The sequence below is a fragment of the Chitinophaga sp. CF118 genome (assembly GCF_900112615.1).
GTDB lineage: Bacteria > Bacteroidota > Bacteroidia > Chitinophagales > Chitinophagaceae > Chitinophaga.
In genome coordinates, this window is the sequence record NZ_FOMK01000001.1 from 242,675 (window position 1) to 261,096 (window position 18,422).

18 protein-coding genes are annotated in these 18,422 nt (G+C 43.2%); 12 read left to right on the forward strand and 6 right to left on the reverse strand.

What is annotated here, in order from left to right:
* The first annotated feature begins 97 nt into the window (after positions 1-97).
* Entirely contained in the window at positions 98-1,261 is a 1,164-nt protein-coding gene (locus BM176_RS00835) for an exo-beta-N-acetylmuramidase NamZ family protein (RefSeq protein ID WP_090098613.1), read from the forward strand.
* On the forward strand, positions 1,251-2,180 hold the full coding sequence (gene fmt, locus BM176_RS00840) for a methionyl-tRNA formyltransferase (RefSeq protein ID WP_255373396.1): 930 nt from the start codon (positions 1,251-1,253) through the stop codon (positions 2,178-2,180). The genes BM176_RS00835 and fmt overlap by 11 nt, the downstream gene beginning before the upstream one ends.
* Before the next feature lie 61 nt (positions 2,181-2,241).
* Here the strand turns inward: fmt and BM176_RS00845 are convergent, their stop codons facing one another.
* From BM176_RS00845 to hemH, 3 genes are all read right to left on the reverse strand, one after another.
* On the reverse strand, positions 2,242-3,246 hold the full coding sequence (locus BM176_RS00845; protein ID WP_090098615.1) for a LysM peptidoglycan-binding domain-containing protein: 1,005 nt from the start codon (positions 3,244-3,246) through the stop codon (positions 2,242-2,244).
* 364 nt (positions 3,247-3,610) lie between these two features.
* Positions 3,611-4,948 (reverse strand): protoporphyrinogen oxidase, encoded by a 1,338-nt coding sequence (gene hemG, locus BM176_RS00855; RefSeq protein ID WP_090098619.1) that lies wholly within the window; start codon positions 4,946-4,948, stop codon positions 3,611-3,613.
* Positions 4,949-4,956: 8 nt separating this feature from the next.
* Positions 4,957-5,988, reverse strand: coding sequence for a ferrochelatase (gene hemH, locus BM176_RS00860; protein WP_090098621.1), 1,032 nt, complete (start codon positions 5,986-5,988; stop codon positions 4,957-4,959).
* Between the two features lie 232 nt (positions 5,989-6,220).
* On the opposite strand from hemH, the gene hemA reads away from it, so the two are divergent.
* From hemA to hemL, 7 genes are read left to right on the forward strand one after another with little or no spacing between them, the layout of a single operon-like run.
* Positions 6,221-7,474, forward strand: coding sequence for a glutamyl-tRNA reductase (hemA, locus tag BM176_RS00865; RefSeq protein ID WP_090098623.1), 1,254 nt, complete (start codon positions 6,221-6,223; stop codon positions 7,472-7,474).
* Positions 7,467-8,396: a hydroxymethylbilane synthase gene (hemC, locus tag BM176_RS00870; protein WP_090098625.1), complete on the forward strand. Its 930-nt coding sequence runs from the start codon at positions 7,467-7,469 to the stop codon at positions 8,394-8,396. Before hemA ends, hemC begins: the two co-directional genes overlap by 8 nt.
* Positions 8,371-9,042 carry a uroporphyrinogen-III synthase gene (locus tag BM176_RS00875; RefSeq protein WP_090098627.1) on the forward strand — a complete coding sequence of 224 codons (672 nt, stop codon included), beginning with the start codon at positions 8,371-8,373 and terminating at the stop codon, positions 9,040-9,042. Before hemC ends, BM176_RS00875 begins: the two co-directional genes overlap by 26 nt.
* A 5-nt stretch (positions 9,043-9,047) precedes the next feature.
* Positions 9,048-10,073: a uroporphyrinogen decarboxylase gene (gene hemE, locus BM176_RS00880; RefSeq protein WP_090098629.1), complete on the forward strand. Its 1,026-nt coding sequence runs from the start codon at positions 9,048-9,050 to the stop codon at positions 10,071-10,073.
* On the forward strand, positions 10,074-10,985 hold the full coding sequence (gene hemF, locus BM176_RS00885; protein WP_090098631.1) for an oxygen-dependent coproporphyrinogen oxidase: 912 nt from the start codon (positions 10,074-10,076) through the stop codon (positions 10,983-10,985). It abuts the gene before it with no gap.
* Positions 10,986-11,004: 19 nt separating this feature from the next.
* Positions 11,005-11,970 (forward strand): porphobilinogen synthase, encoded by a 966-nt coding sequence (hemB, locus tag BM176_RS00890; RefSeq protein WP_090098633.1) that lies wholly within the window; start codon positions 11,005-11,007, stop codon positions 11,968-11,970.
* Between the two features lie 24 nt (positions 11,971-11,994).
* Positions 11,995-13,281: a glutamate-1-semialdehyde 2,1-aminomutase gene (hemL, locus tag BM176_RS00895; RefSeq protein ID WP_090098635.1), complete on the forward strand. Its 1,287-nt coding sequence runs from the start codon at positions 11,995-11,997 to the stop codon at positions 13,279-13,281.
* Between the two features lie 69 nt (positions 13,282-13,350).
* Here hemL and BM176_RS00900 read toward each other — a convergent pair whose 3' ends face one another.
* Positions 13,351-14,100, reverse strand: a complete 750-nt coding sequence (locus BM176_RS00900) for a carboxylesterase family protein (RefSeq protein WP_218162128.1) — start codon at positions 14,098-14,100, stop codon at positions 13,351-13,353.
* 363 nt (positions 14,101-14,463) lie between these two features.
* Here BM176_RS00900 and BM176_RS00905 point away from each other — a divergent pair, with 363 nt between their 5' ends.
* From BM176_RS00905 to BM176_RS00915, 3 genes are all read left to right on the forward strand, one after another.
* Positions 14,464-14,838 carry a hypothetical protein gene (locus BM176_RS00905; protein WP_090098639.1) on the forward strand — a complete coding sequence of 125 codons (375 nt, stop codon included), beginning with the start codon at positions 14,464-14,466 and terminating at the stop codon, positions 14,836-14,838.
* A gap of 196 nt (positions 14,839-15,034) precedes the next feature.
* Complete coding sequence (locus BM176_RS00910; protein ID WP_090098641.1) at positions 15,035-15,826, forward strand: alpha/beta hydrolase; 792 nt, start codon at positions 15,035-15,037, stop codon at positions 15,824-15,826.
* Positions 15,827-15,925: 99 nt separating this feature from the next.
* A complete protein-coding gene (locus BM176_RS00915; RefSeq protein WP_090098642.1) occupies positions 15,926-16,666 on the forward strand; it encodes an SDR family NAD(P)-dependent oxidoreductase in 741 nt (246 codons plus the stop codon).
* Between the two features lie 94 nt (positions 16,667-16,760).
* On the opposite strand, the gene BM176_RS00920 is transcribed toward BM176_RS00915, so the two are convergent.
* Positions 16,761-17,552 (reverse strand): O-methyltransferase, encoded by a 792-nt coding sequence (locus BM176_RS00920; protein WP_090098644.1) that lies wholly within the window; start codon positions 17,550-17,552, stop codon positions 16,761-16,763.
* Positions 17,553-17,585: 33 nt separating this feature from the next.
* Positions 17,586-18,326, reverse strand: coding sequence for a glycosyltransferase family 2 protein (locus tag BM176_RS00925; RefSeq protein ID WP_090098646.1), 741 nt, complete (start codon positions 18,324-18,326; stop codon positions 17,586-17,588).
* Positions 18,327-18,422 lie beyond the last annotated feature (96 nt).

Here is an 18,422-nt window from a genome sequence, read left to right on the forward strand (position 1 = left end):
ACCTGCAAGGTAAGAAAATTTATAAACCCACGAACCAGCCTTAGCACTCACTATGGAGGACTATTGTCTATGGACTATTTAAAGTAAATTTACGCCCATGTACAAAATCATCATCCCTCTATTCATATGGATGGCCTGCAGCTTCACTGCCAGCAGCCAGGTCATTACCGGAGCAGACAGAACAAACGAATACCTCCCCCTGCTAAAAGGCAAAAGGGTGGCTTTACTTGTAAATCAGACTGCAACAATAGGACAGACCCATCTTGTAGATTCATTACTGAAACTGGGCGTACATATTCAAAAGATCTTCAGCCCGGAACATGGTTTCCGCGGTAAAGCTGATGCAGGTGAGAAAATAGGTAACAGTGCCGATGAAAGCACCGGACTGCCTATCGTATCATTGTACGGCAAACACCGCAAAGCTGATGCAGCAGATTTAAATGATGTAGATATCTTAATATTTGATATTCAGGATGTAGGTACACGTTTTTATACCTACATATCTTCACTACAGGAACTGATGGAATCTGCAGCGGAAAATAATAAACCGCTGATAGTACTGGACAGACCAAACCCAAACGGGCATTACGTTGATGGTCCTGTACTGGATACTGCTTTCCGCTCCTTTGTGGGTATGCAGCCCATTCCTATTGTACACGGTATGACCGTTGGAGAATATGCTAATATGCTTAATGGAGAAAAATGGCTGAGGAATGGTGTACACTGCCAGCTCACCGTTATCACCTGTCAGGAATATGACCACCACACTTTTTACCAGTTACCCGTGAAACCTTCGCCGAACCTGCCTAATATGGCATCTATTTATCTGTATCCTTCCACCTGCCTGTTCGAAGGTACAGCCCTGAGCCTGGGACGTGGTACTGATCTGCCATTCCAGGTGTTCGGACATCCGAAGTTTCCTTCAAGCCTGTTTTCATTTACCCCTCACAGTACAGATGGTGCTAAAGATCCGGTATTGAAAGATGTAACCTGCTATGGCTATAACCTTACGGGCACACCAGGAAAAGTAAGGGCACAAATGGAAAATCGTGTACAGCTGAAATGGCTGATCAAAGCATACGAGCTCTTTCCTGATAAAACAAAGTTCTTTATTGCATCTTTCAACAGGCTGGCGGGTAATGCTACCCTGCAACAACAGATCATAAAAGGTATGAGCGAAACAGCTATCCGCAAAAGCTGGGAACCCGCTTTAAGTAAATTTAAAACTATGAGGAAGAAATATTTATTATATGCAGAATAATACCAGGATCATCTTTATGGGTACCCCGGACTTTGCAGTAGCATCTCTGGATATACTGGTACAACATGGATATAATGTAGTAGGTGTAATCACAGCTCCCGACAAACCTGCCGGACGCGGACTACAATTACAGGAAAGCGCTGTAAAACAATACGCAATTGCCAAAGGATTAAAAGTATTACAACCGGAGAAGCTGAAAAACCCTGAATTCCTGGAAGAACTGAAGGCCTTACAGGCAGATTTACAGGTAGTAGTGGCCTTCCGTATGCTGCCGGAACTGGTATGGAATATGCCACCGCTGGGTACCATCAATGTACATGCTTCTCTCCTGCCCAATTACCGCGGTGCTGCCCCTATCAACTGGGCTATCATCAACGGTGAGAAGGAATCTGGTGTCACTACCTTCAAATTGCAGCATGAAATTGATACCGGTAACGTACTTTTCAGTCAGGCCGTTCCGATCAGAGACGATGAAACAGCCGGAGAGTTGCACGATGCACTGATGCAAACAGGTGCAGACTTGTTGCTGAAAACAGTACAGGCCATCGTTTCCGGCAATGTACATGAAACACCGCAGGCACAGATAGATGCTGCAGATATCAAACATGCACCCAAGATCTTCAAAGAGAACTGTCAGATCAACTGGGAACAACCGGTTGATCAGATTCATAATCTGGTGCGGGGCCTCAGTCCCTATCCTACTGCCTGGTCCACCTTGCAGGGAAAAGGAATTAAGATATTCAAAGCACAGAAAGAACATGTTATACCTAAAGTAGCTCCGGGAGAGATATTAACAGACAATAAAACTTACCTGAAAATTGCAGCGGCTGACGGATACCTTTCTTTACAGGAGATACAACTGGAAGGAAAAAAGAAAATGGATATTGAAGCTTTTCTGAGGGGTTACCGGGTAAACTAACTGCTTTAAAATAAAATAGACTCCAATGGAGTCTATTTTATTTTAAACTATATATAGTAATTTAATCTTCGTAATTCAATTCAACATAGAACTTTGCATCGTTTGTACCCAAAGCCTCCAACGCAGAATCACTCAGCTTGATAATAAGGCCGGCGTTCTGTTTGATCTGAGGAATAGACTCCAGCACCTTCGCATATATAAATTTACCATTCAGCGGATTAGTCACTTTTATGATAGTACCTCTCTGGGCAGTATTATGCAGGGCATAATATTTACCAGTAGCGGCATTGCTCTTAAACCAGCCACCAGGACCTTTTTCAGTAGTAACACTTTTCCCGTTGTTGGTCTGCTGCATATACAGCTGTTCAAAAGAAGCACTGGAAGGCAAAGACGTAGCAGGTTTGGTTTCAGGCTGTTTTACAGGTTCCGGCGTTGTTGCAGGAGGAGGTGTTGTAGCCGGAGGAGGTGTTACCACCGGTGCAGTTACCACTGGTTCAGGCTTAGTAGCAGGAGTTGGTGTACCATTTACGGGAGGTGTAGCAGGTGCAGTTGTAACTGGCGTTGTAGCCGGAGGAGGTGTTGTTACCGGCGGCGTTGAAGCCACAGGTGCTGTAGCACTACCATTCTTCAGAAATCCTATTATTACATAACTGTCCTTCTTTAATCCATCTCCGCTCAGATTATTCCAGTGACGGATATTATCCAATGGTACCTTGTTATGATTAACGCTTAAGCGGTATAAAGTTTCCTTCTCTTCCACTTTATGATAAACAGGAGTATAACCTGCTACTGCATCTCCCTTCTGTGTGAAATTGACATTATTTAAAGGTATTTTCACCTGCTGCCCAAGTTGTAACCCTTTGTCAAATGGAACACTGTTTTCTGTCGCTATATCTTTGGGAGATATACTGTAAGATCTTCCCAGGCTATAAAATGTTTCCCCTTTTTTTACCATGTGCGTTAAATAGAGGTCAGGCGAAGTGCCCTGTACCTGCAACATGTCCTGTGCCTTTACTCCTGTCACACATAATACAAGTCCTGCAATTGTCATGAACGTTTTTACCATACTACTACGCTGTTTGTACCTTTCGGGTAACGAAATTATAATTTTTTTTAGGTTTTGAGGTTTGCACTTCAAACTTCCTTAAGTATACGGAGTTCTTTTGGATAGTAATTATTGATGGAGTTCGGATAATACCCTGGTCCGGCCAGACTGCTATCTTCAAAATGGATTTTTTCTCCTACCGCAAGTACACGCAAAAAAGCTGCCAAATCCATATCCGGCAAAGCGGCTAAAGTGTTTGTAAATATACCTGGTAAAAAAACCACCCCACTATTTTATGGCAAAATAACAAATTTAGTCCATAGAAACGGGACTACACATGAGGAATCATTCATTCCCGGGTTAAATGTTGTATGATTTAGGTTTCTTACATTTTATCAGCAATCCCCTTTGCTGCCTGTATAATGGCAGGTACCGCAACTGCTGTAACATAACTACCTGCCAGTTGGATACCGGTATTACGCTGTTCAAAGGCTTTGATATGCTGGCGGATCTGTACATGCCCTACATTGAGTTGTGGGATAGCTCTTTTCCATTCACTAAAATGTTGTAATTCAGGTAATGTTTCCAGTCCCAGTAGAGACATGAACTCACTGATTATCTCTTTCTGCAGTTTTTCAGCACCTAACTGCTCAAATAAATGTTCCTTCCTGGCTCCACCGGTAAAAATGGTGAATAAGGCCTTGCCTTCGGGTGCACGGGAAGGAAAAATAGCGGAGTTACAGATAGCCCCCAGGAAATGTTTCTTTGCAGCATGAGGTACGAGGAAGCCGAATCCGGCAGGCACTTTGGAGAGAGCCTCTGCACCAAATCCCAGATGCAGCACACCCATATGCGGATAATGTATGTTATTCAGTTCTGCAGCCAGAGGAGCATCCAGGGTAGCGATAGCAGCTCCTGTAATGTAAGCTGGCGTTGTAAAGATGATACGGTCTGCATTCAGCATAGCTGTATGACCATTCTCTTCGTATTGTACAATATAATCTGTAGCTCCTTTGGTGATACCTGTAATAGTGCTGTTAAGATGTACAGGCCCGGTGAGCAGGGAAAGCAGACGTTCGGCCAGCACAATATTCCCTCCTTTAAAAGCAACGATTTTCCTGCCTCCCATCGCTTTCATATTCTTCATCAATCCCGCAGTAACACTGCCATATTCTTTTTCCCAGCGGGGTAGCATGGGTAATACTTCCTGTATAGACAGGTTGTCAGGATTACCTGCATAAATACCGGATAATACCGGTTCAAACAGGTACTCTCCTATTTCATGGCCAAAACGGCGATTAACAAAAGAAGACACAGACTCTTCGCCACCATCCTTACGTGCTTTGCGGAACCGTTCTGTGAACAATCGCCATTTTGCTCCACCACTCACATACTTCGAACGCAGTATTTTCAGTGGATGTGGAGATACGGCATGCAGCTGATCATTCCTTACCAGGAAACGGTTTTTGCTGGCAGCAGTGGCTTCCATCAATGCATCCTGCAAACCCAGTTCTTCAATGAAGGCCATGGTTTCTGGTGTAGCACCAATGGAATTAGGGCCCGCATCCAGCTCATAACCATTGATATGGAACGATTTAATAACACCCCCTACCTGCGGAGCAGATTCCAGCAGTTGATAGGGAATACCTTTCTTTTGCAGTTCATAAGCAATGCTAAGCCCGGATAATCCGGCGCCGACGATAATAACGGGTTGTGTCTTCATAGGTTAAATTAGTGTTGGAGAGCTGCCAGCCATTTTACAACAGCCTTCACCCATAACGGATGTATATTCATACAGGGGATCATAGTATATGCATCTCCACCGCTTTCCAGGAAACTTCTCTTGCCTTCCATTGCAATCTCTTCCAATGTTTCCAGACAATCTGATACAAATGCAGGGCATACGATCAGTAACTTCTTCACCCCTTCTTTAGGCAGTTCTTCCAGGCGTACTGCCGTATATGGTTTCAGCCATTCTTCCCTGCCTAAACGCGACTGGAAAGATAAGGCCCATTTTTCACGGGGAATACCCAGTTTAGCAGCTACCAGCTCCGATGTTTTAAACACCTGATGACGGTAACAGGTTTCATGTGCGGGAGAATCTACATGACAACAATCATTCACCTGCATACAATGCTTATGCGTTGGATCTGCTTTCGTCATATGCCTCTCCGGCAATCCATGATAGCTGAACAACAACTGGTCAAAGTCCTGCTGTAAATAAGGCCGCATACTTTCTGCCATCGCATTAATGTAATCCGGTTCACTATAGAACGGAGGTACTGTAGTGATCTTAAATTTGTAGCCTTTCTTCTTATAGATCGTTTTTGCATGCTCTACTGCCGTTTCATAAGAAGACATTGCATAATGCGGATATAACGGCAATAAGATCACTTCCTTCATATCCGGATTATATTTCAGCAGTTTCTCATAGGCAGATTCCTGCGATGGATTTCCATACCGCATAGCAACTTCAACCGGCATTGACAGATCGTTCTGCACAGCAGCCTGTAATTGTTTTGTAAGCACTACCAGCGGAGAACCATCTTTCCACCATATCTTTTTATAAGCCTCTGCAGAATTCGGCGCACGCTTAGGAACAATAATTCCTTTGATCAGCAACAAACGGAACAGATACGGATAATCAATCACCCGCTCGTCCATTAAAAATTCATTAAGATAACGTTTTACATCAGGCACCTCCGTAGAATCCGGCGACCCCAGGTTCATCAAAATGATTCCTATATCAGATTTAGCTTCCATTCCCTAACATTAAATTGTTGCAAATGTAACAGGTAAATTGCCCTGCAAATGTCATACAATTGTTGAATTAAAGAATGTTGTCGTTTATGATAACAATTATCCGCAGAACTGATAAAAGTCATTTTTCTGCAACGCTTATTACCAGCGGTAGAAATGACACACTAATGACAGCCTGTTGCCCTTTGTTGAGGTGTATGCAAGTATTTTTGCATCCGGAAGCTTATAAAATAAAATGCAGGGTAGTCATTCAAAAGATATAGCCCATTTTCATATCGTTGGTATCAACTATAAGAAAACAGATGCTGCTATAAGAGGATCGTTCGCAATTAATCAGTCACAATACCAGCAATTGCTGGAGGATGCGAAAGCTATACACATGGACGATGTGTTCGTGCTTTCCACCTGTAACAGAACTGAGATCTACGGCTTTGCCGAAGATCCTCAACAACTGGTAGAGTTGGTATGCCGCGAAACAGATGGCGATTGCAATCTGTTCAGTCAGCTTTCTTATGTCAAAACAGGGGAAGAAGCCATCAGGCATCTTTATCAGGTAGGCACAGGATTGGATTCCCAGATTCTGGGAGACTATGAAATAATCGGCCAGATACGTACCGCAACAAAATTTGCCAAACAAAACGGATGCCTTGGTGGCTTCCAGGAAAGGCTGATCAATAGCGTGTTACAGGTATCAAAACTGATTAAGAACGAAACAGGACTCAGCGCAGGTACCGTATCTGTTGCATTTGCCACAGTAAGATTACTGGAACATAAAGTACCGGATATCCTTAACAAAAAGATATTACTGGTGGGCGTTGGTAAAATAGGACGGAACACCTGTAAGAATATGATGGATTACCTGGGTGTTAAACAGATTACACTGGTAAACCGTACTACCACTGTAGCTGCGGAGTTTGCAGGACAACATGGCTTGCGCTATGCTCCTTTTGAACAACTTGAACAGGAGTTACAGGATGCAGATATCATACTCGTAGCGTCCAATGCACCAGAACCAACTATATTACCAGCTCATTTTACACAGTCATCGCCCAAACTGATCATAGATCTTTCCATCCCATTCAACGTAGCTCCGGAAGTAAAAGATCTTCCACATATAGAGCTGATTAACGTGGATGAATTATCAAAGATCCAGGATGAAACTTTGCAGATGCGTCAGCTGGAAGTACCAAAGGCACTGGCTATTATTGAAGAGCATATGGTAGAATTTCTCTACTGGTACAAGATGCGCAAACATGCGGTGGTACTGAAAGCAGTGAAAGAGAAATTACACGAAATACACACAAAAGAAATACAACAACAAAAGAACGGCGCTCAATATAATTTAGACGATGTGGAAGCAGTATCTTCCCGCATCATCCAGAAAATGATCAATCTGATGGCTGGGAAAGTGCGTAAAGAAGCAGATAAGAGCGATCAGTATATCGCTATGATCAACGATATTTTTGAAACAGGCATAACATATGAGTAAAGAGATAAAGATAGGTACCCGGGAAAGTCAGCTGGCCTTATGGCAGGCAAATAAAGTAAAAGACCTGCTGGAAGCACAGGGATATACCACCGTGCTGGTACCCATCAAAAGTGAAGGAGATATTGACCTGGTTACTCCACTATATGAAATTGGTGTTCAGGGTATTTTCACCAAAAGCCTTGACATTGCCCTGCTGAACGGACGTATTGATATTGCCGTTCACTCCCTCAAAGATGTGCCCACACAATTACCTGTGGGAATTATTCAGGCTGCAGTATTAGAAAGAGGTCCTGTAAAGGATCTGCTGGTATATAAAAATGATCTTTCCTTTCTCGATCAGGCTATGGCAAATATTGCTACCAGCAGCGTAAGACGCAAAGCTCAATGGCTACGTAAATATCCACAGCATCAGCTACATAACCTACGCGGAAATGTAAATACCCGCTTACAGAAACTGGCAGCGGAAAACTGGGATGGTGCCATCTTTGCAGCTGCCGGACTGGAAAGAATAGGTATACGCCCTGCAAAATCAATAGAACTGGACTGGATGCTTCCAGCACCCGCACAAGGTGCAGTAGTTGCCGTTTGCCGCGGAGAAGATGATTTTTGCAGACAGGCATGTGCACCTTTAAATCACTTACCAACGGCATTGAGTACACGCATTGAAAGGGATTTTTTACGCACGCTTATGGGTGGATGTACCACTCCTATCAGTGCCTACGCTTTCATTGAAGAAAATACCATACATTTTTCAGGTGAACTGTGCAGCCTTGATGGAAAAGAATTGCTGAGCATACAGGAAGAAGTTTCACTGGAACATGCGGCGACTATAGGTATCACGGCAGCAGAAAAGATCCTGGCACAGGGCGGCGACAAAATCGTAGCACAGATAAGACATGTCAGTCAAGATATTAAGCACTAAAGAATTACCCGCATCCCTGCTTGCAACAGCAGCAGAAAAGGGTGTCCATATCACCGTAGCTAAGTTCATTCACATACAGCCTGTCAGTACAAACGCTATACTACCTGCAAAAAGTGTTGTCATATTCACCAGTTCAAATGCAGTGAATAATGTGAATGCAGATAATCCGGACTGGCAGGTTTTTTGTTTAAACGGAGCTACTCTGGAAGCCGTAAAAGAACGTTTTCCAAATACATCCGTGATTGCTACCGCCACCAATGCTACTGCACTGGCGCAGCAGATCATCCAACAAGGTAATATCACATCGGCAGTTTTCTTCTGTGGCAATAAACGACGTGATGAACTGCCAGACCTGTTACAACAACACGGTATTGCTATAGAAGAGATAGTAGTATACGAAACAATTGAAGTGCCTGCGGTTACAACAAACGATTATGATGGCATCTTCTTTTTCAGTCCCAGTGGCGTGAAAAGTTATTTCACGGCAAACACGCCACCGGAACATACAGTTTGCTTTGCTATCGGTCATACCACGGCAAACGCTTTAAATGAGCATACCACCAACAAAATTATTATCAACCCGGATGTGCCTTCGGCAGAGCAAATGGTGCAAACGGCTATATCGTATTTTAACAACATCAATTGATACAAATGAGTGCATTGAAGAATGACCTTTTGCTGAAAGCTTTACGCGGAGAACCAACAGAACGTACACCCGTATGGATGATGCGCCAGGCAGGAAGATACCTGCCGGATTACATCAAGTTGCGGGAAAAATATTCCTTCTTCGAACGTTGTATGAATCCCGAACTGGCTACGGAAATTACCGTAATGCCCGTACACCAGATAGGTGTGGATGCCGCCATCATCTTTTCAGATATACTGGTTGTTCCTCAGGCTATGGGACTGGAAGTGCAGTTGATAGAAAAAACAGGACCGGTATTACCAAACCCGATTAAAAGTGCTGCCGACCTGAAACGTGTTTGCGTTCCTGATGTAAAAGATACGCTGCACTATGTATTTGATGCGTTAAGTCTTACGAAAAAAACACTGGCAGGTGCAGTACCTCTCATCGGTTTTGCAGGTTCTCCCTGGACATTGCTTTGCTACATGGTACAGGGCAAAGGCTCCAAAACATTTGATGAAGCAAAAACATTCTGTTATCAGCAACCCGCAGTAGCACACCAATTATTGCAAATGCTTACCGATACCACGATTGCTTACCTGAAAGCACAGGTGGAAGCCGGTGCCGATTGTGTACAGATCTTTGATTCATGGGGAGGATTATTAAGTCCTGCGGACTTTGAAACCTTCTCCCTCCAATATATGCGGCAGATAGTTGCTGCACTGAAAGATGTTGCTCCAGTAACTGTATTTGCCAAAGGTGCCTGGTTTGCACTGGAAGAAATGGCAGCAACAGGCGCAAACTGTCTGGGAGTTGACTGGTGTATCCAGCCAGCACGTGCAAGACAGTTTGCTGGGAATAATGTAACCCTGCAGGGAAATTTTGACCCTGCCAAACTGCTCGCCCCCATCCCGGAAATTAAGAAAGCCGTGAAGGAAATGATGGCCGGTTTTGGCAACCACCGTTACATCGCTAACTTAGGTCACGGTATTCTGCCAAATGTACCGGTAGATCATGCAAAAGCATTTGTAGATACGGTAAAGGAGAACTAAATGAGTATCAAGGAAAATTTCATATCACTCATCCATCGCCTGCAGAACGAAATCTGTGCGGCACTCGAAGAAATAGATGGCAAAGCTACTTTCCGTGAAGACCGCTGGGAACGCCCCGGTGGTGGTGGTGGCATTTCACGCGTAATTGCCGATGGGAATGTGTTTGAGAAAGGTGGTGTCAACACCTCTATCGTACATGGGGAGTTGCCCGAACTGATGGCTAAACAATTCGGTGTCAGCGATGCACAGTTTATGGCCTGCGGCGTTTCCCTGGTAATTCACCCGGTGAACCCATTTGTACCCACCGTACATGCCAACTTCCGTTATTTCGAACTGTATGATGAACAGGGCAACCTGAAGGATAGCTGGTTTGGTGGAGGAGCAGATCTCACCCCTTACTACCTCGATGAAAAAGATGGGATTCACTTTCACCAGACATTCAAGGATGCCTGCGATCCTTTCGGGAAAGAACTGTATCCGCTGTACAAAAAACATTGCGACGAATACTTTGTAAACAAGCACCGTAATAACGAAGCAAGGGGTATAGGCGGCATCTTCTACGATTATCTCCGCCCTACCGAAGAACGGAGTGCTGAACAACTATACAACTTTGCCAAAGCAAACGGCGAAGCGCTCATACATGCTTATCTTCCTATTGTTAAACGAACAAAAGATATACCATATACTACCGCACATAAAGACTGGCAGGAATACAGGCGTGGACGTTATGTGGAGTTCAACCTGATCCATGACAGAGGTACTTTATTTGGCCTTAAAACCAATGGAAGGATAGAATCAATCTTAATGAGCCTGCCGCCGCGAGCCCGCTGGGAATATGATTATCATCCGGAACCAGGTGGCAGGGAAGCTGAGTTACTGGAATATCTGAAGCCCAGGGAATGGGCTAAATAACATACTAAAAGATCAAATTATGATACGCAGAAACAGGATTTTAAGGACCACTCCAGCCATCCGTGCGATGGTAGCGGAAACAATATTAAAGCCCAGTGATTTCATTGCACCTTTATTTATCACCGAAGGAGAACATGTGAAAGAGGAGATCAGTTCCATGCCCGGTTATTTCCGGTATTCATTAGATGGGACCGTAAAAGAGGCAAAAGAATTGTGGAGTATGGGTATTAAAAGTGTACTGCTCTTTATTAAATGCCCGGACGAACTGAAAGATAATAAAGGAACCGAAGCCGTAAATCCTAACGGGTTGATGCAGCGGGCTATCAAAGCAATCAAAAATGCCATTCCTGAAATGGTGGTGATGACAGACGTTGCACTGGATCCTTACTCTTCCTATGGTCATGATGGTATAGTGGAAGGAGAAACAATTGTGAACGATGCTACAGTAGAAGTACTGGCACGTATGAGCGTAAGCCATGCAGAAGCAGGCGCTGATATCGTTGCCCCCAGCGATATGATGGATGGCCGCATTCTGGCAATCCGTACTGCACTGGAACAGAGCAATCTGACCGATACAGGAATTATGGCCTACAGTGCAAAATATGCATCCTGCTTTTACGGTCCTTTCCGTGATGCACTGGATTCAGCACCAGGATTTGGCGATAAGAAAACTTACCAGATGGATTATGCGAACTCCCGCGAAGCTATCAAGGAAACACTGATAGATATTGAGGAAGGAGCTGACATTGTGATGGTAAAGCCTGCATTGGCATACCTGGATATCATCAGGATTATTAAAGAACGCACAACTGTACCGGTAAGTGCTTATCATGTGAGTGGTGAATATGCAATGGTGAAAGCAGCTGCTAAAATGGGCTGGCTTGACGAAAATAAAGCGATACTGGAAATTATGACCAGTATTAAACGTTCAGGTGCAGATCTGATTGCGACTTATTTTGCAAAAGATGCGGTGCGGTTATTGTAATCAAACTAGTAATATTCATCTACCATGTACGATCTCAGTAAAACATTATTCGAAAGGGCACAAAGAGTAATTCCGGGTGGCGTTAATTCGCCAGTACGCGCATTTAAAGGCGTAGGCGGCACTCCCATTTTCATGAAAAGTGCCAAAGGCGCTTATCTGTACGATGTGGATGGAAACCGCTACATAGATTACATCAATTCATGGGGGCCCATGATCCTGGGGCATGCTTACGAACCAGTGGTGAAAGCGATCCAGGAATATGCTACCTACTCTACTTCTTTCGGTGCACCAACAGAGCTGGAAACCAAAATAGCAGAATTGATCGTAGCTATGGTGCCTAATATTGACCAGGTACGTATGGTGAATTCCGGTACGGAAGCCTGTATGTCTGCCCTCAGGGTGGCGAGAGGTTATACCGGCCGCAATAAGTTCATCAAATTCGAAGGGAACTATCATGGTCATGCAGATGCATTTCTGGTGAGTGCCGGTAGCGGTGTTGCGACTCTTGATATACAATCTGTTCCAGGTGTTACGCAAAGCGTTGCCGCAGATACCTTAACGGCTCCTTATAATAATCTGCCGGCAGTAGAAAAACTGGTAGCAGAATATTCTGACCAGATTGCAGCGATCATTGTAGAACCGGTAGCTGGTAATATGGGCTGTATACTGCCACAGCCAGGCTTCCTGGAGGGTTTACGTACCTTGTGTGATGCCCATAATATCCTGCTCATTTTTGATGAAGTAATGACTGGTTTCAGATTGGCCAGAGGAGGTGCACAGGAACTGTTCAATATTAAAGCAGATTTGGTTACCTTTGGCAAGATTATTGGCGCAGGTATGCCAGTTGGAGCCTTTGCCGGACGCAGTGAAATTATGCAACATGTAGCCCCTGTTGGTAAAGTATACCAGGCAGGTACGTTAAGCGGCAATCCAATTGCCATGATAGCAGGATATACTCTACTACAGACATTGAACGAGAATCCGGATATATACCGGCAGCTGGCAGAAAAAGGAGCTTATTTGTCAGGTGGATTACAAACAACTTTAAGTGCAGCAGGCATTGTTCACCAGGTTAATAACCTCGGATCTATGTTGAGTGTTCATTTCGCAGAGTATCCAATCGTTAATTTTGATGCAGCATCCGGAGCCAACAACGAATTATTTAAACATTTCTTTCATGCCATGCTGGAACGGGGTATCTATCTCCCACCATCTGCTTTTGAAAGTTGGTTTATAAGTAATGCATTAACAATAGAAGATATGGACCGTACAATAGCAGCTGTTAAAGATACTATTCAGGTCATTAAATAGTTAACAATTCAAATCCTGTGCAGAGTGGAGAAACGCCCCGGTCAAGTACCGGGGCGTTTTGTTTTTATTCTATTTCTTTGTATTCGAAAATAACCATTTCAGCAATCCAGGTTCTGCAAAAACATTATCCCAGCTGTTATGCCCTACTCCCGGATATTCTGTATACTGTACATCCGCATTCAGCGCTTTCAATGCCTTGTAATAATCCTGGGAAAAGGTAACCGGCACTACAGGGTCTGCACCACCATGGAAAATCCATACAGGCACCTTTGCAAAGCGTGCAGCAGTGGCTGCATTTCCTGCTCCGCAGATAGGAAAAGCAGCTGCCCATACTTTCGGATAACGGGTTATCAGATCGAATGTTCCCATTCCTCCGAGAGACAAACCTCCGATGTATACCTTTTTACTGTTTATTTTACCTGTTTTGAGAAGGCTGTCCAGCAATGACTTTACCATCTGCCCAGGTACAGGCTCCCTGTCATTTTCAGAGAATATCAGCCCTGTCACTTTACCAGTATTGTCCCTGTTCAAACGTAATGGTGCCCAGGTGGAATCTTTAGGGCATTGCGGAAATATTACGAAAGAAGGGTATTGCTGACGAAGGGAATCTTTGAGGAATAAACTACCCCCATGCAGCAATTGAGCGGCATTATCGCCGCCTCTCTCCCCTGCTCCATGCAGGAAAATAACCAGCGGATAAGATTTCTGACTATCATAATTGACAGGTAGCAACATACGGTAACGTAGTGTATCTCCATTATGGATATATGTTTCATAACTGTATGCACTGTAGTCCTGTGCTTGTGCAAATAGCCCCATACACAGGAAGATTAATAGGTAACAAAACGTTTTCATCATGGAATGTTTTTCCCAAGATAATAATAACCTGGTATTTCAATATGAAATGCAGTTCGATTTTCATATCAGGACGGAAAAATAACAGTCCTGGTGTTAAAGTCTCTTTATTTCGTGCCCAAACCCTTGCTTTGTCGATATACAGTGCAAATCAAAATCCCAAAGAGCATCAAACAATTGGCTAACAATAAGTTATTGCACGGCACAGTCATTGTATTTTCTTTTATTGATTAGGGATTTAAACTGGACGTAGCTATAGATAAGTTGTTGTTAGTACCTCTCTAATGAAATATAAAATCAAATATTTAATCTTTAAAAAATCTAAAAATGAATGATGAACAATTAATTGAATTAACTAAAGATCTTATCTATCATGCCACGCATTTTGATGTGCCGTATGTTAAGGATGCTTATGCAGATAAATTATTGATAGTTAAAGTTGATGAGAATGGAGTAGTGGATACCATGAACAAAGAACAGCTCCTTAATTTTATTCAGGGGAACAAGGATGCGAATGCCGAACCAATTTCCTCCAAGACTGAATATCATTACGCTGTATGTGAAGAAAACATGGGAATGGTGGTGATTACCCGCGAACTGGTATTTGATGGAAAATTAAATAGAAAGTTCTTTACCCTGTTTTGGGAATATCTGTCGGGAAGATGGCAGATCGTCAAAGAATCAGCAGTAGTACGCAGTTAAGAAATTCTCAATGAACATTGTTTCGCCATTGAACTGATTTTGGCGTACACCTAAATAAACCTTACATCATTGAGCGTCCTTACTGGATCAAGTAACGGATTGAAGCCTGCCTTCTTATGTTACTTCGATTAAGCTTAAAATATATCAGCTATATATTAATCGCAATTCAATAATTAAAATAAAATTGAAAACCATCATGAAAACAAAAGCTAATTTTTGCCGTAGCTATAACAGACTTTTAGTAGCTGCATTATTTTCTTTAAGTGGCCTGTTTCTTTTGGCAATACCCGCATCAGCACAGGCTCAACAAGTAAAAAACATCGTACTAGTACATGGGGCGTTTGTAGACGGTTCTGGCTGGAGAGGGGTTTATGACATCCTATCAAAAAAAGGGTACAATGTGTCGGTTGCTCAAATTCCATTAACATCCTTAAAAGACGACGTTGATGCCACCAACCGGCTTATCGATAAACAGGACGGTCCTGTAATACTGGTTGGACATTCGTGGGGAGGCGCTGTAATATCCGAAGCCGGGATAAATCCCAAAGTGGCTGGTTTAGTATTTGTAGCTGCTTTTGAGCTTGATAAAGGTGAAAACTGCATTCAATGGATTTCTTCTGTGCCGGCTCCTGCTGAAAGCGGAATTATGGCTCCGGATGATAAGGGCTTTGTATATTATGATAAAGTCAAATTTCATGCTGGTTTTGGCGCAGACCTGAGCCAGGCAGAAAGCGATTTTATGTATGCTTCGCAAAAGCCGATTTTTGCACAATGTTTTGCCGATAAGGTAGCAGATGCCGGCTGGAAAACCAAGCCAAGCTATGGCATTGTTGCGCTGAACGATAAAACGCTTAACCCCGATCTTGAGCGTAAGTTATATAAACGGGCAAATGCCAAAATAACCGAAATAAAGAGCAGCCATGTGGCTTTCCTTTCTCATCCAAATGAAGTGGCAAAGGTAATTATCGACGCCACCCTGCAGAAATAATATCCAGTTATCCATCATTAATTTACCAACGCCGGTACACATCATCCATGTTACGGCAGGTTGATGAACCAGTGTTAACATGTTTAAAACAAGAAGAAAATGAAGAAAAATATTTTAATAACAGGCGGTTCTTCAGGGATAGGTGAAGGACTTGCTCGGCACTTTTATAATAAAGGCTGGGCAGTAATGATAACCGGCCGTAACACCGAACGGTTATCAAATTTAGCCAGTGAAATGCCGGGCTTGCAGGCGTTTGAATATGATAGTTTAAAAGAAGACCAGGAAGCGCCTTTGGTTCAGTTTATTCGTGAACATTGGAAAGGAAAGCTGGACGTGCTTGTGAACAACGCGGGCCATGTAGCACTGACGCCAATAAAAGGGATCAGTCGGAAAACACTGGAAGAGATGTACACAACCCATCTTATCGCTCCCAGCTTGCTAACGGCAGGCTGCCTCGAATTCCTTACACTTTCTAAAGGACAGATCATCAACGTAAGCAGTAGTCACGGGATCAAGGCCTTTCCAGAGATCAGCGCTTACGGTTCGGCCAAAGCAGCCCTGAATATGCTTACCAAAATATGGGCTTTAGAGTTGGCTTCATTGGGTATCCGGGTAAATGCTATTGCTCCGGGGCCGACCAATACGGCTGTTCTTGCAAATGCAGGTTTACCGCCTGAAATCATCCAGGCTATTCATCAAAGCGAGAAGACAACTATTCCTTTACAGCGAAGAGGAGAGGTCGAAGATATCGTGGCCAATGCCGCGTTGTTAATCGACTCAGGATCCACCTGGTTAACCGGCGTTGTGTTACCGGTTGATGGAGGAATCTCAGTAAGCTGAGTTCCCTGTGATCTGCCACTTGATCATAAACCGCATAGTTTATTAAATAACTATGCGGTTATTTATTTAATGTTTTTCCCAGGATAATAACAACCTAGTATTTCAATACGAAATGCTGTTTAATCTTCATATCCGGACGGAAGAAAACCAGTCCTATGAAAAACAGATCTATTGTGAAAGTAACCCTCGGATGCTGCTGAATGGTGTGCCAGGCGGCTTCCATATCAGGAGTCCAGTGGATATCATCAAAAATGAAAATGGAGTTGTCATGAGCTTTGCTGAGGCATTGCTCAAAATACTGTAAAGTTGGTGCAGAACGGTGATTACCATCAATATATACATAATCCAACCGGGGTACATCTGCTAATACGGTAGGTAATACCGTATCAAAATTGCCGATGTACTGTTTGATATTCTGCAGTTGTAATGTTTCAAAATTACGTGCAGCCCGGGCCGCAATGTTCGGACATCCCTCTATCGTTAATACTTTTGCAGCAGGATCAGCTTTTGCCATATAGGAGGTAGACATTCCCATGGAAGTACCTAATTCAAGTAAGTATTGTGGCTTGAAATGCTGAATCAGTTTGTAGAATAACTGTCCGAATTTTGCCGGCTTTGCCGCATGACGAACTATATCACTGACTTTTCTTTCCGTTCCGCTATTTATAAGAGATCCAGCCCCGAGATCAGTTACCTGTAAGGTTTCACTACTGTGTAGCAATGACTTACGCACCTGTTCGATTTCACGGAATGCTGCTGGTTTTTGTTTATTGCGCAATACTTCATCTACCAATGTATATACAAAGGGAGAATGTACATCATGCCGGTTACCGGCAGTAAAATAGTAATGCAGGTATTTCTTTGCTAATTCCCACTGTAAGCCCATAATGCTAAATACTTAATAATTAAGCCCTTAGTGTTAATTATATATTTTTGCTTTGATCAGTCCCCATTTATGCAGGCGATGTTGCAGGGATACCCGCAATACACCAAGTCCATAAATACTGCTGCGTTTGAAGTTAATACTGGATGCTTCATCGAAATATTTGGTAGGACAGGTCACCTCTCCTATCTCATAATCTTTCATGAAGATCTGGGATAACATCTCATTATCAAAGATAAAATCGTCACTATTGGCCATATAGTCAATATTGCGCAGTACTTCACCGGAAAAAGCCCTGTAACCCGTATGATATTCACTCAGTTTCTGCCCAATAATGATATTCTGAGCTAGCGTCAGGAAACGGTTAAATACATATTTATAACCGGGCATTCCACCTTTTAGAGCTCCTTTACCCAGGATCCTTGAACCAAGCACAACAGGATACACTTCATTGGCAATAATGGTGCTCATTGCCAGGATCAATTTAGGAGTGTATTGATAATCAGGATGTAACATAATTACAATATCAGCTCCCAGTTCCAGGGCCTTGTTGTAACATGACTTCTGATTTCCTCCATACCCCTTATTATTGTCATGACGGATAATATGGCGGATTCCCAGTTGCTTACCAACATTCACCGTATCATCTTTACTGGCATCATCTACCAGTACGACTTCGTCCACAATATCCATTGGTATTTCCAGGTAAGTTTTTTCCAGCGTTAAAGCCGCGTTGTAGGCAGGCAATACCACCACTATCTTCTTATTATTTAACATGCAAAGTGGATAATTTGGCTGCAAAGGTAATAAAGTAGTTGAAAGACTGGCAATTTCAACTTATTATAAATTGTTATCTTTGCACCGAAAAGTTTT

What these genes read in the sequence shown, in the direction of transcription:
- BM176_RS00845 (WP_090098615.1), bottom strand. Translation starts at nt 3,246, where the DNA reads ATGGTAAAAACGTTCATGACAATTGCAGGACTTGTATTATGTGTGACA.
- hemC (WP_090098625.1), top strand. Translation starts at nt 7,467, where the DNA reads ATGAGTAAAGAGATAAAGATAGGTACCCGGGAAAGTCAGCTGGCCTTA.
- fmt (WP_255373396.1), top strand. Translation starts at nt 1,251, where the DNA reads ATGCAGAATAATACCAGGATCATCTTTATGGGTACCCCGGACTTTGCA.
- hemL (WP_090098635.1), top strand. Translation starts at nt 11,995, where the DNA reads ATGTACGATCTCAGTAAAACATTATTCGAAAGGGCACAAAGAGTAATT.
- BM176_RS00875 (WP_090098627.1), top strand. Translation starts at nt 8,371, where the DNA reads ATGTCAGTCAAGATATTAAGCACTAAAGAATTACCCGCATCCCTGCTT.
- BM176_RS00905 (WP_090098639.1), top strand. Translation starts at nt 14,464, where the DNA reads ATGAATGATGAACAATTAATTGAATTAACTAAAGATCTTATCTATCAT.
- BM176_RS00910 (WP_090098641.1), top strand. Translation starts at nt 15,035, where the DNA reads ATGAAAACAAAAGCTAATTTTTGCCGTAGCTATAACAGACTTTTAGTA.
- BM176_RS00835 (WP_090098613.1), top strand. Translation starts at nt 98, where the DNA reads ATGTACAAAATCATCATCCCTCTATTCATATGGATGGCCTGCAGCTTC.
- hemH (WP_090098621.1), bottom strand. Translation starts at nt 5,988, where the DNA reads ATGGAAGCTAAATCTGATATAGGAATCATTTTGATGAACCTGGGGTCG.
- BM176_RS00900 (WP_218162128.1), bottom strand. Translation starts at nt 14,100, where the DNA reads ATGGGGCTATTTGCACAAGCACAGGACTACAGTGCATACAGTTATGAA.
- hemE (WP_090098629.1), top strand. Translation starts at nt 9,048, where the DNA reads ATGAGTGCATTGAAGAATGACCTTTTGCTGAAAGCTTTACGCGGAGAA.
- BM176_RS00925 (WP_090098646.1), bottom strand. Translation starts at nt 18,326, where the DNA reads ATGTTAAATAATAAGAAGATAGTGGTGGTATTGCCTGCCTACAACGCG.
- hemB (WP_090098633.1), top strand. Translation starts at nt 11,005, where the DNA reads ATGATACGCAGAAACAGGATTTTAAGGACCACTCCAGCCATCCGTGCG.
- hemF (WP_090098631.1), top strand. Translation starts at nt 10,074, where the DNA reads ATGAGTATCAAGGAAAATTTCATATCACTCATCCATCGCCTGCAGAAC.
- hemG (WP_090098619.1), bottom strand. Translation starts at nt 4,948, where the DNA reads ATGAAGACACAACCCGTTATTATCGTCGGCGCCGGATTATCCGGGCTT.
- BM176_RS00915 (WP_090098642.1), top strand. Translation starts at nt 15,926, where the DNA reads ATGAAGAAAAATATTTTAATAACAGGCGGTTCTTCAGGGATAGGTGAA.
- hemA (WP_090098623.1), top strand. Translation starts at nt 6,221, where the DNA reads ATGCAGGGTAGTCATTCAAAAGATATAGCCCATTTTCATATCGTTGGT.
- BM176_RS00920 (WP_090098644.1), bottom strand. Translation starts at nt 17,552, where the DNA reads ATGGGCTTACAGTGGGAATTAGCAAAGAAATACCTGCATTACTATTTT.